Below are 12,363 nucleotides of genomic sequence, written 5' to 3' on the forward strand. Positions count from 1 at the left end.
TTCGACAAGTATGATTTTTTTTAGAATTAGTAACGCCGAAGGCGTTGAATATTGGTAGCTTAAAATATTTCCGAAAATCAAAACCCCCAAACGGGGTTTAATATTGAATTCTTTCAAGGGAAAGCTTGGGAGAAAATGGATAAGATATCTTATCCGCTAGCTGACGAATTCGCGCTAATTTTGGCTATTTTTTCAATGACTGTTGAACCGTACAGTGATTTGCTGATGAAAATGGTTATAGCGATCTTACTTTCTCTGATGCTGAATAGTTACTTAAACTGATGGCTATTGGTAAGGGGCTTTGTACCTTTGAGCCTTTGTGGCAGAAAAAGCAAGCAACTAAGAATATCCAACAAATGAGAAATAATTTATGAAAGAAAACGGAAGTTTGAGTGAAAAAGAGATAAAATTTTCTATTGAAAAAGCAAAAGAAGTCATTCGCAAAGAAGCGGACGCCGTTTTGGCGCTGCAGGACAGAATCGACGAAGAATTTGCCCGGGCAGTGGATTTGATCGTCAAATGCCATGGGAGAGTGATTATTACCGGCATGGGCAAGTCGGGCATTGTGGGCCGGAAAATTGCCGCGACGCTCACGAGCACGGGCACATCGGCGTTTTTTTTGCACCCTGCCGAAGGTATGCACGGCGACATCGGAATTGTGCACAAGGACGATGTGGTGATTTGCATTTCCAAAAGCGGCAACACGCACGAGCTATTTCAGATTGTGCCCATTTTGAAAAGGATGGGCGTGAAAATAATTTCCATTACCGGGAACCGGCGCTCCCGTCTGGCGGAACGCAGCGATGTAATTCTGGACGCCAGTGTGAGCGAGGAAGCCTGTTCCAATAATTTGGCGCCCACTTCCAGTTCCACGGCCGCGTTAGTCATGGGCGATGCGCTGGCAGTGGCGCTGTTGGAACGGCGCGGTTTCAAGGCGGAAGATTTTGCTTTGCTGCATCCGGGAGGAAGTCTGGGCAAAAAATTATCCATGAAAATAGACGAAGTGATGTTCACCGGGGACCGCATTCCAGTAGTGACTGAGGAGGATTTGCTGGATACGGTGTTGTTCAAAATGACTGCCAAACGCTTTGGCGCGGCTTGCGTCGTCGGAAAACGGGGCAAATTGGTCGGGATCATTACGGACGGTGATTTGCGCAGATTGCTGGAAACGACGAAAGAAGTCTGGAATTTGCAAGCCAGCGACGTGATGAACACCAAGCCCAAAACCGTGAAAATCGGCATTATGGCGGCGGAAGCGCTGAAAGTGATGACCGAGTACAGCATCATGCAGGTCATTATTGTGGACGAGAAAAATATCCCGCGCGGCATTGTTCATTTGCACGATCTGTTGGAGGCCGGGATTCTGTGAGCAAAAAACTGAAACGGACGCGGAAACGAATAAAAAATTGGCTCATTTACGTGGCTATTCGCGCAGGAATGATGTGGATGTCCGAAGTGCAGCGGGCGACGGCGCAAAAATTTTTGGGTACGCTGGCGTTGTGGGGATATTATCTGGTGAAAAGCGAACGCCGGAAGACGCTGAAAAATTTGACGAAAGTTTACGGGGAAACGCATTCTCCTGAACAAATCAAGCAAATGGCCAAAGATGTGTTCGTCAATCTCGGCAGAAATATGGCGGACGCATTTTGTCTGTCTCGATTTAATGCCAAAAATGTCGATCGGTTCGTTCAATCTTCGGGGCTGGAAAATTTAGACAAAGCGCTTCAAAAGGGTAAGGGAATCATTGCGCTCACGGGCCATATCGGAAATTGGGAACTGATGGGCGCGTTTCTCGTGATCAAGGGCTATCCTGTGAATGTCGTTGGCGCTCCGATTTACGATCTGCGTCTGGATGCGCTGGTGGTAAGCAATCGGATGAGTTCGGGAATGAAATATATCGCTCGCGGCGATGCAACGCGGCAAATTATCCGCGTGCTGCGCAAAAATGAAATTATCGGCATTTTGACCGATCAGGACACGCGCAAAGTCGATGGCGTTTTTGTCGATTTTTTGGGATACGAAGCCTACACGCCGGTTGGCCCGGTCATACTTGCCATGAAAACCGGCGCCGCCATCGTGCCGATGGCGGTTCATTTGAAAAAAAATGGCAATCATTTCATCGACATTCGCCCGGCGTTAGAATTGAGATTTACCGGCGATCTGGAAACAGATCGCATTGAAAATACCAAACTGTGCAACGACGCACTGACAGATTTTATTCTGCGCCATCCCACACAATGGGTTTGGATGCACGAACGCTGGAAAACCAAACCAGAAGATGTTAAAAAGCGAAGCCGAAAATGATGACAGCGAAATTTTTTCACAATAAATGGTTTTTGACTCTGATTTTCGTTTTCTCCTTTGCTGTCGCCTGCCAAAAAAATGAAAAGAATAAGGCTGTTGAAGATGAGCGCGCGCCGCTGCCGGATCAGGAGGCGTGGAATTCAACGGTTACTTCGACGGTTGACGGCAAATTGAATGCGGTGATTCATTATGGTCACATGCAGCGATTCAAGCAGCGGAAAGTCGTGGATTTCGACGACGGAATCGAAATCGATTTTTACAATGAAAAAGGAGAGCACGCTTCCAAATTGACTTCCGAACGCGGTAAATTGAACGAAGCCAGCAGCGACATCGAGGCTTTCGGCAATGTGGTCGTTGTGTCGGACAGCGGCATCAATTTACGGACTGAACATTTGTACTGGGACAACAGCATCGAAAAAGTGGTATCCGACACTTTTGTAACGATCACTTCGGCGGATCAGGACACTTTCTACGGCATCGGTTTTGAATCGGATCAGTATTTGAATAATTGGGTGATTCGGCGAATTTCCGGAAAGACGAGCCGGGGATTGGATTTGCAGTTGGAAAAAAAGGAGAAAGCGGCGGAGAAAGATTCTTCGCTGGTTGATTCGACGGCTGCGAAGGGCGATGCTGCTGCGGATTCTTTGCCGCCGCCGAGAAAAAGCGGGACGTAATAGCACGCGGATTTGCACGGATCATGCCAAAGGCAGATGCGCCTTCGACGCATTTGACTGATTTTCGCGGATTAATAGAAAAATATTTTTGCATGCGCTGATTCTGCAAAAATCAGCGTTCAAACTAACAAAAAAACTAATTTATGATTTTGAGCTTAAGAAAAACTATTTTCCTGATGCTCTTTTTATCGATTTCTCAATCAGGGATATTTGCCCAAAATTCCGAACGGCTGGAAATTGTGGCGACGGACAGCACGGACATGAAGCAGTCGAAAACGGCGCAAGGTGTTCTGGTCGAATTGGTGAATAACGTCCATTTGCGCCAGGGCGACGTGGAAATGTTTTGTGAACATGTGATGTGGTGGAAAGATCGTAACGAAGTTGTTATTGAAAAAAACGTTCGCATTTTTGATAGACTGAAAAAGCTGTATGCGGATTACGTTTTTTATTACACGGATTCCAGAATTTACAAAGCGCGCGGACATGTGGTGTTGAAAGACACGGCGCGTCAGATTTTTGCCGATGAAATTCAGTATTTCCGTGAAAAAGACATTATTATTGCCGACGGCCATGTGGTTTTATTGGATGAGAAAAATAATATTGAAATTCGTTCGCGACACGCGGAGTTGGACAATAACCGCGACTATGCGCTGATTACTCAGGACCCGGTGTTTGTGAAAAAGGACAGTCTTGACAATGAAGAAATTCGCATCACGGGAGTTAAAATGGAATTGTTCAACGGCGGCGATAAGGCGGTTGTCACTGACAGCGTGAAAATTGCACACAAGGAAGCGACTGCCACTTGTGGCATTGCCGAATTTTACAGAAAAGAAAACCGGGTATTGCTAAAAAAAACGCCGATTGTCTGGCAGAAAAATGACCGCCTCAGCGGCGGCGAGATTCAGTTGTTTTTGCGAAAGAACAATGAATTGGAAAAAGCGGTTATCTCCGGCCATGGTTTGGTCGCATCAAAAGTTGACACGACCGGGGTGGACAAGCGCGAGCATCGGCTGTCGGGCGAGACAATCACCATGTATTTTCAGCAGCGCGAATTAGCGAAAGTTGTCGTGGAAAACCAAGCTACCAGCTACTATTACGTGATTGAGGACGGCGAGGAAAAAGGGCTGAACAAGATCATCGGTGACAAAATTATTGTGTCATTGGAAAATCGAAAGGTTTCCCGCATCAAGATAATCAGCAGCCCGCAGTTGTCGGAAGGAGTATTTTATCCGGTGAGAATGGAGCCGGATTTAACGGAGAAGTGAATCGATGGAAAAAGTTTTACGCGCCGAGAAATTAGTCAAAGTTTACGGCAAAAGAACCGTGGTCAATGAAGTGTCGCTGGAAGTCAAGCAGGGAGAAATCGTGGGTTTGCTGGGTCCCAACGGCGCCGGAAAAACTACGACTTTTTACATGATTACCGGCATGATTCGCCCCACGCGGGGGAAAATTTTTCTGGATAACGAAGACCTTACTAATTTGCCGATGTACAAACGCGCCAGATTGGGAATCGGATATTTGCCACAAGAGGCGTCGATTTTTCGCAAGTTGACCGTCGAAGAAAATATCATGGCTATTCTGGAGAGCATGTCCCTGTCGCGCCAGGAAAGAAAAGTTCGACTGGAAGAATTGCTGGCCGAGTTGAATATTTCGCATCTGGCAAAAAGCAAAGGCTACAATCTTTCCGGCGGCGAACGCCGTCGCGTTGAAATTACGCGCGCGCTGGTGACAAATCCCAAGTTCATTTTACTGGACGAACCGTTTGCCGGCATCGATCCCATTGCGGTTGAGGATATTCAATATATTGTAAAAAATTTAGTTACGAAGGGAATCGGCGTGTTGATCACTGACCACAACGTGCACGAAACTTTATCGATCACCAACCACGCCTATTTGCTTTACGATGGCGTCGTGTTAAAATCGGGCAGTTCGGAGTTTTTAGCGAGCGATCCGGAGACGAAGCGGCTCTATCTTGGCGAAAAATTCAAGTTGCATCGTTAGCGTAAAATTGAGCGAAACAAGATTTGTACCAAAAATTACAATTTTGATTTATCAATTGACTTTAAAGATAAAGATCGTTATATTGTATTAGATTATTAGAGGATGGTATTCAGATATTAGCTAGGAAAAAAACATCATGATGGGAGTAGGTTTTTTTCAGAAACCGGGGCTTTACATGAAGCAGTCGCCCCAACAAGTTCTTCTTTCCACGTTGTTACAGTTGCCAATTACCAGCTTAGAGCAGCGGATCAAATTGGAATTGGAGCAAAATCCGTTGCTGGAAGCTGACATGGAATTGGAAGAAGAAATGGAACAGGAGATGGATGAAGAAGCAAAATTGGAACAATTAGAGGAAGAAGATAAAAAAGATGATGACGCAGAAGAAGAACCCGAAAACGCAGAAGAAGAGGAAGAGATCGATTGGGATCTGATTTTGAACGATGAAAATAATTATGAGATCAAAGCGCCGCGCGAAGAAAATCCCGATGAATACAGCCCTCCCAATGTCTATCAGATGTCGCTGCCTGAGTATTTGCTGGAGCAGTTGAACATGACCGATTTGTCGCCGGAGGAAATTGCTATCGGCGAATACATCGTTTGGAATATTAATAATGCCGGTTACCTCACGGTAACTGTGGAGTCGATTGCGGAAAATCTGGATGTCAGCATTGAAAAAGTGGAAAAGGTGCTGAAAGCGATTCACACTTTTGACCCGTCGGGAATTGGCGCCAGAGATTTGCGGGAATGTTTACTAATTCAGTTGGAAGAAAATCCGGGAGAAAATGTCACGGCGATCGTCGTTATTCGCGATTATTTTGACGATTTTAAAAATAAGCGGTTTGAGAAAATTGCCAAAAAATTATCGATTTCTATTGAAGAATTTAAGCGCGTTTTGGAAAAAATTACCCAGCTTAATCCCAAACCGGGCTCTGGCTATATTTCCCTGGCGGATGATTCCATCACTCCTGATGTGATTGTTACCAAGGACGGCGATGAGTTTAAAATTACCCTCAATGACTGGAACATTCCTCATCTGAGAATTAATAACCGTTACAAATCATTGCTTCTGGACAAAAAAAATACTTCCAAACAAACGAAAGAATTTATTAAAACGCGGCTGGAAATGGCGCGGTGGCTCATTAATTCGATTCATCAGCGGCGAGTAACTATTTTGAAAGTCGTCGAAGCGATTGTAAAGCGGCAGCATGATTTTTTTGAAAAAGGTTCTACCCATTTGAAGCCAATGATTTTGAAAGATATTGCCGACGAGATTGGGATGGACATTTCTACGGTAAGTCGCGTCACCAACGGCAAATATGTGCAGACCGATCTTGGCGTGTTTGAACTCAAGCATTTTTTCAGCGAGAAAATCAGGCGCGAAAACGGCGAGGATGTTTCCAATAAAGAAATAAAAGAGCGAATTCGGACAATTATCGATAAAGAAAACAAACAAGCGCCGCTGAATGATTCAAAAATTGCTGAAATGTTGAAAGATGACGGATTTCACATCGCTCGTCGCACAATCGCCAAATACCGGGAACAAATGGGCATTCCCATTTCACGACTCAGAAAAGTTATTTAGCGCGAGAAGATTATTGTCGTCGGAGCGAAACATCGGCAGACGCGCGGGAACGCGATTATTTGCCGCTTTGTTGTCAAATTAAAAATTAGTTTCTCAAATCAAAAATAAAATAATGCGTCAAATTTTCCCTCTTAATAATAGGGGGCGAATGATCATTTTTTAATTTGTGCAGATAATTTGCGCAGGAGGTAATTTCCAAATGCAAGGTTACCGTGGAGGCAGAACCGTAAATGTCGGCGGAGAGGAAATCATGCTTCCTCCAATCAACCGTAAGTTCATTACTTACGGCGCCGCCATCATTGTTCTCATTATCATCTTTTTTTCATCTTTTTACACAATCAAGACAGAAGAAGTCGGCGTGATCAAAAGATTCGGGAAATATGTGCGTACGACATTGCCTGGTCTGCATTTTAAATTGCCTCTGGGCGTGGAGACGCTTACTAAGATAAAAGGCAGCCGTTACATTTTTCGCGAGGAATTCGGCTATCGCACCACAAAGCCGGGCGTGCGTTCGGAGATACGGCGCGACCGAAGCCTTCTTTCCGAGTCGCTCATGTTGACCGGGGATTTGAATATTGCGACTGTCGAGTGGGTGGTGCAGTATCGCATCAAAGATCCCAAATCTTACTTGTTCAATGTGAGGAATATTAGAAAGACAATCCGCGACGTTTCCGAATCCGTGACGCGGCAGATTGTCGGCGACCACAGCGTTGATGAGGTTTGGATTCTGTTGCGGCCGAAAATAGCTTTGAATATCAAAGAAAACATGCAGAAGATTCTTGACAAATATCATACCGGAGTTGAGGTTGAGACTGTGGAATTGCAAGATGTGAATCCCCCGGAAAAAGTACGCCCGGCAGTGAATCAGGTCAATGAAGCGCGGCAGGAGATGGAAAAATTGATCAATCAGGCCAATGAGGCTTACAACAAAGTCATTCCCCGCGCCAAAGGCGAAGCGGAAAAAACCATTAGTCAAGCCGAAGGATACGCTCTGGATCGAATCAACCGCGCCCAGGGTGACGCATCAAAATTCGATGCGATTTACAAGGAATATCGCCTTTCCAAAAATGTGACGAGACGGCGCATGTATCTGGAAACGATGTCCAAAATTTTGCCCAAAATCGAGCGAAAATATGTGATTGACAAAGATCAGCGAGGTCTGTTGCAGTTGTTGCAACTCCAGGAAGGAGGGGCTAAAAAATGAATAAAACAAAAATAACAATATATTTAATTGCCATTCTGTTGTTTGTCGCGATCATTGTGATTGCTAACGCGCTGTACATCATCGATGAGACGCAACAAGTCGTTATCACTCAATTCGGAAAGCCGGTGGGCAATCCCATTTCTGACGCTGGTTTGCATTACAAAGTGCCGTTTATTCAACAAGTGAATTATTTTGAAAAAAGGCTTTTGGAATGGGATGGCAATCCGTCGGAGATCTTGGCAAAAGACAAGAAATTCATTCTCGTTGATACTTATGCGCGTTGGAAAATAACCAAGCCCTTAAAATTTTTCACGTCGGTAGTTGATGAAAATGGAGCACAAACTCGCCTGGATAACATCATTGACGCGGCGACCAGAGATCTGGTGACAGGAAACGTGCTCATGGAAGTGGTGCGCACCAGCAATCGCTCTATGGCGATGTCGGAAATTGATTCTTCCGTGATCAGCGAGCTGAAAATTGATTCTATTTTGGTAGGTAGGGAGAAACTGACGCGCAGCATTCTACTGGCGGTGCAGGAAAAAGCAAAAGATTATGGCATTGATATCGTTGACGTCCGTATCAAGCGCATCAATTACATCGATGAAGTGCGCCAAAAAGTGTTCGAGCGCATGATTGCCGAACGGCTGCGGATGGCGGAGAAGTACCGTTCCGAAGGCATGGGCAAAAAGGCGGAAATCGAAGGCGAGATGGACAAAGAACTGAAGAGAATTCAGTCCGAGGCGTACCGCACGGCTCAGGAGATCAAGGGCAAGGCTGACGCTGGGGCGATTCGCATCTATGCTCGGGCCTATGAACAGGATCCTGAATTTTATTCTTTTTTGAAAAGTCTGGACTCCTATCAGCAGACCATGGATGATAAAACATGGCTAATTTTGAGCACGGATAATGATTATTTTAAATATATAAAAAGAATAAAATAGGGATAGATGCGGCAATGAAGATGCGATCAACGACAGTTTTGTGCGTGCGTCACAAGGGAAAAGTGGCGATGGCGGGAGACGGTCAGGTGACTTTTGGCGACACAGTTTTGAAAATGGGCGCGCGAAAAATTCGCCGCATTTTTGACGGCGCCGTGCTGGTGGGTTTTGCCGGCGCTTCTGCCGACGCGCTGACTTTGTTTGAAAAATTTGAAAGCAAGCTGGAACAATTCCACGGAAATCTGTCACGGGCGGCGGTCGAATTGGCCAAGGACTGGCGCACTGACCGCTACTTGCGGCGATTGGAAGCTCAGTTGGTGGTTGCAGATCAGGAAAAAAGCTTTTTAATTTCCGGCACCGGCGACGTCGTTGAGCCTGATGATAATATCATGGCATTGGGTTCCGGCGGACCTTATGCCTTGGCCGCTGCCAGAGCGCTGGTGCGACACGCCGATCTCGACGCCGAGCACATCGCAAAAGAATCGTTGAAGATAGCCGGCGAGATTTGTATTTACACAAATACCAATGTCAAAGTTGAGATTTTGTAGCTTTTGCTTCGTTTTGCAAGAAAAAAATGAACCTGCGTGCGCTTGAAAAGTAAAATGAATTTCAAGTGGTTTTAAAAATTCCGAGAAAGGGGCAAGAAAATTTGTAATTACCGCCCCCTTATGCGGATCAGAAAAAACAACAAAAAATTGATAAGTGAAATTGATTTTAGTTTGAAAAATGAGCTTTTGAGCCGCGAGAGATCGCGGTTTTCTTTAATCACAATGATTGAAAAATGACAGGGATGAAATAACAACATGAGCGCTAAAATTGAACAATTGACTCCGAGGCAAATTGTAACAGAGCTGGACAAATACATCATCGGACAGGATAACGCGAAAAAATCGGTGGCGATCGCGCTGAGAAATCGCTGGCGAAGACAACAGGTCGAGGAAGATCTGCGCGAAGAAATTATGCCGAACAACATTATTTTGATCGGTCCCACCGGCGTGGGAAAAACGGAAATCGCGCGCCGATTAGCCCGGCTGTCCGGCGCGCCGTTCATCAAAGTGGAAGCGTCGAAATTCACGGAAGTCGGCTACGTCGGCAGAGATGTCGAATCGATCATCCGCGATCTGGTTGATTTGGCGGTGAATATGGTGCGCGCCAAGAAAACAAAGGAAGTGGAAGCCATCGCCGCGGAAATGGCGAAAGAGCGGTTGTTGGATTTGCTGCTGCCGCCAGTGCACGATCCTGAAGAAATCGAGCGCGGCGATTTGGAGGCGGAGGAATCGTATCAAAAATGGCTGCGCGTCCGGGAAAAACTTCGTCACCAGTTGCAATCCGGAGCTCTGGACAATCGTAAAGTTGAATTGGAAGTTCCGGCAAACACCTCGCCGGTCATGCAGATAATTTCTCCCATGGGCGTGGAAGAAATGGGAATGAATATTCAGGATTTGCTCGGTCCCATGTTTCCCAAAAAGACGAAACGTCGCAAAATGGCAATTCCTGAAGCGCGGAAATATTTGATTCAGGAGGAATCGCAGAAATTGATCGACATGGAAGATGTGGTGAAAGAGGCAATTGAGCGTGTGGAAAATGCGGGTATTGTTTTTCTGGATGAAATTGACAAAATCGCCGGCGAAGAAACAGGCCACGGACCCGATGTGTCGCGCGAAGGCGTGCAGCGAGACTTACTGCCAATTGTAGAAGGCTCGAACGTGCTGACAAAGTATGGCATGGTCAAAACCGATCATATTTTGTTCATCGCTTCCGGTGCATTTCATATCTCCAAACCGTCGGATTTGATCCCGGAATTACAGGGACGGTTTCCCATTCGCGTGGAACTGGATACTCTGACGACTGACGATTTCGTGCGTATTCTCACTGAACCGGAAAATGCTTTGATCAAACAATACACTGCTCTGATGGAAACAGAAGATGTGAAATTGCAATTTACCAAAGGCGCCATTCGTGAAATTGCCAGATTCGCCACGGAAGTGAACGAACGGGCGGAAAATATCGGCGCGCGTCGTCTGCACACAATCTTGACGACTTTGTTGGAAGATATTCTGTTCAACGTTCCTGATGAGAAAATGGAATCAGCGAAGATCACCGACAAAGATGTGAAAAAGACGCTGAAGGATATTGTCGAAGACGAAGATTTGAGCCGGTATATTTTGTAAATCATTCGCTGATGGGATTTTTTTAGCCACCAAGACTCGAAGGTTCCAAGATAAAATTTCTGAAATAGTATTTTCTTTGAGTCTTCGAGGCGAAAATTTTTTTACCGAAAAAAATATGAGGAGGTTCATGTGAAGAAGCATTTTTTGTCGATTGCAGATTTGACGAGAGAAGAAATCGAAGAATGGCTTGATTTGGCGAGTGAAATCAAGGCCAAGCAGAAAAATGGTGAGGACACTCCCTATTTGAAAGGGAAGACGCTGGCGATGGTATTTCAGAAACCGTCAACGCGAACGAGGGTTTCCTTTGAAGTTGGCATGTATCAATTGGGCGGTTACGCGTTGTATCTGGCGCCTACGGATATCGGCGTGGGCACTCGCGAGGCAGTGAAAGATATCGCGCGTGTGCTGTCCCGCTACAATGACGGCGTGATGGCGCGACTTTTTGGCCACGAAGATATTCTGGAAATGGCGGAATATTCATCGGTGCCGATCATTAATGGCTTGACTGATTTGCTGCATCCGTGTCAAGTGATGGCGGATGTGCTGACGATTAAAGAGCATCGCAATGGGTTGGAAGATTTGAAAGTGACATTTGTCGGCGACGGAAATAATCTGGCACACTCATGGCTCAATTTTGCCTCGCGCTATCCGATGACTTTGGCGCTGGCAATCCCCGAAAACTACGATCCCAATCCGGAAATTTTACAAGCAGCGAAAGACGCAGGAATCAGCCAGATCGAAATTTTCCGCGACCCGAAACAAGCAGTGGAAGATGCGGATGTTATTTACACCGACGTCTGGGCGAGCATGGGCCAGGAAGCTGAAGCGCAAAAACGGAAACGCGACTTTGCCGACTTTCAAGTAAATGACGAATTGATGGCTCACGCCCGAAAAGATACTTTTGTGATGCATTGTCTGCCGGCGCATCGTGGCGACGAAATCACCGACAGCGTAATCGAAAGTCCGAATTCCATTGTTTTTGACGAAGCGGAAAACAGAATGCATGCGCAGAAGGCAGTACTGGTCAAATTAATGGCAGAATAGAAGATATGAAAATTCACATCGAGCCTTACGAAGAGAAATATCAGGACAATTGGGATGAATTTGTTGCGCAGGCGAATAATGGGACAATTTTCCACACGCGAAAATTTCTCAACTATCACCCCGCAGATCGATTTGAAGATCACAGTCTCATTTTCCGCAAAGAGAAACGCATGATCGCGATCTTTCCGGCGACAGTGCGCTACGAACACCATCGCCGGATTTTGACTTCGCACCGCGGTGCCTCTTACGGCGGGCTGGTTACGCGATTTAATTTGGCAATTCGAGATGCGTTTCGCATGGTGGAAGTTTTGCAGGAATTTGCTGCAGAGAACGATTTCCAGGGAATTGAAATGACGCCGCCGCCGCTAATTTACTACCTGCGCCCGAGTAATTACGTGGATTTTGCGCTGATGAAAAATGGTTTCGGCTACCGCAAGCGGGAAAT

12 protein-coding genes are annotated in these 12,363 nt (G+C 45.9%); all 12 read left to right on the top strand.

The features are described 5' to 3' along the window. Nucleotides 1–370: 370 nt before the first annotated feature. Nucleotides 371–1,369, top strand: a complete 999-nt coding sequence (locus GXO74_16125) for a KpsF/GutQ family sugar-phosphate isomerase (protein ID NOZ63180.1) — start codon at nt 371–373, stop codon at nt 1,367–1,369. Continuing rightward, on the top strand, nt 1,366–2,304 hold the full coding sequence (locus tag GXO74_16130; GenBank protein ID NOZ63181.1) for a lysophospholipid acyltransferase family protein: 939 nt from the start codon (nt 1,366–1,368) through the stop codon (nt 2,302–2,304). The genes GXO74_16125 and GXO74_16130 overlap by 4 nt, the downstream gene beginning before the upstream one ends. After that, complete coding sequence (gene lptC / locus GXO74_16135; GenBank protein ID NOZ63182.1) at nt 2,301–2,978, top strand: LPS export ABC transporter periplasmic protein LptC; 678 nt, start codon at nt 2,301–2,303, stop codon at nt 2,976–2,978. The genes GXO74_16130 and lptC overlap by 4 nt, the downstream gene beginning before the upstream one ends. A 143-nt stretch (nt 2,979–3,121) precedes the next feature. Further along, entirely contained in the window at nt 3,122–4,243 is a 1,122-nt protein-coding gene (locus GXO74_16140) for an LPS export ABC transporter periplasmic protein LptC (protein ID NOZ63183.1), read from the top strand. A 4-nt stretch (nt 4,244–4,247) separates the two neighbouring features. After that, nucleotides 4,248–4,979, top strand: coding sequence for an LPS export ABC transporter ATP-binding protein (gene lptB / locus GXO74_16145; protein ID NOZ63184.1), 732 nt, complete (start codon nt 4,248–4,250; stop codon nt 4,977–4,979). A gap of 175 nt (nt 4,980–5,154) precedes the next feature. Beyond that, nucleotides 5,155–6,561, top strand: a complete 1,407-nt coding sequence (gene rpoN / locus GXO74_16150) for an RNA polymerase factor sigma-54 (GenBank protein ID NOZ63185.1) — start codon at nt 5,155–5,157, stop codon at nt 6,559–6,561. Nucleotides 6,562–6,811: 250 nt separating this feature from the next. After that, entirely contained in the window at nt 6,812–7,765 is a 954-nt protein-coding gene (gene hflK, locus GXO74_16155) for an FtsH protease activity modulator HflK (GenBank protein NOZ63186.1), read from the top strand. After that, entirely contained in the window at nt 7,762–8,706 is a 945-nt protein-coding gene (gene hflC / locus GXO74_16160; GenBank protein NOZ63187.1) for a protease modulator HflC, read from the top strand. Before hflK ends, hflC begins: the two co-directional genes overlap by 4 nt. Before the next feature lie 14 nt (nt 8,707–8,720). Then, nucleotides 8,721–9,251: an ATP-dependent protease subunit HslV gene (gene hslV / locus GXO74_16165; protein NOZ63188.1), complete on the top strand. Its 531-nt coding sequence runs from the start codon at nt 8,721–8,723 to the stop codon at nt 9,249–9,251. Between the two features lie 255 nt (nt 9,252–9,506). Beyond that, nucleotides 9,507–10,874, top strand: a complete 1,368-nt coding sequence (hslU, locus tag GXO74_16170; GenBank protein ID NOZ63189.1) for an ATP-dependent protease ATPase subunit HslU — start codon at nt 9,507–9,509, stop codon at nt 10,872–10,874. 129 nt (nt 10,875–11,003) lie between these two features. Then, complete coding sequence (argF, locus tag GXO74_16175) at nt 11,004–11,918, top strand: ornithine carbamoyltransferase (protein NOZ63190.1); 915 nt, start codon at nt 11,004–11,006, stop codon at nt 11,916–11,918. 5 nt (nt 11,919–11,923) lie between these two features. Then, nucleotides 11,924–12,363: GNAT family N-acetyltransferase (locus tag GXO74_16180; GenBank protein NOZ63191.1), on the top strand; the 440-nt coding region annotated here is incomplete at its 3' end.

This window comes from Calditrichota bacterium (assembly GCA_013152715.1).
GTDB lineage: Bacteria > Zhuqueibacterota > Zhuqueibacteria > Thermofontimicrobiales > Thermofontimicrobiaceae > 4484-87.

Excerpts from the sequence above, each read along its gene's own strand:
- hflK (NOZ63186.1), top strand. The coding sequence starts at position 6,812 with ATGCTTCCTCCAATCAACCGTAAGTTCATTACTTACGGCGCCGCCATC.
- hslV (NOZ63188.1), top strand. The coding sequence starts at position 8,721 with ATGAAGATGCGATCAACGACAGTTTTGTGCGTGCGTCACAAGGGAAAA.
- lptC (NOZ63182.1), top strand. The coding sequence starts at position 2,301 with ATGATGACAGCGAAATTTTTTCACAATAAATGGTTTTTGACTCTGATT.
- hflC (NOZ63187.1), top strand. The coding sequence starts at position 7,762 with ATGAATAAAACAAAAATAACAATATATTTAATTGCCATTCTGTTGTTT.
- lptB (NOZ63184.1), top strand. The coding sequence starts at position 4,248 with ATGGAAAAAGTTTTACGCGCCGAGAAATTAGTCAAAGTTTACGGCAAA.
- GXO74_16140 (NOZ63183.1), top strand. The coding sequence starts at position 3,122 with ATGATTTTGAGCTTAAGAAAAACTATTTTCCTGATGCTCTTTTTATCG.
- rpoN (NOZ63185.1), top strand. The coding sequence starts at position 5,155 with ATGAAGCAGTCGCCCCAACAAGTTCTTCTTTCCACGTTGTTACAGTTG.
- hslU (NOZ63189.1), top strand. The coding sequence starts at position 9,507 with ATGAGCGCTAAAATTGAACAATTGACTCCGAGGCAAATTGTAACAGAG.
- GXO74_16125 (NOZ63180.1), top strand. The coding sequence starts at position 371 with ATGAAAGAAAACGGAAGTTTGAGTGAAAAAGAGATAAAATTTTCTATT.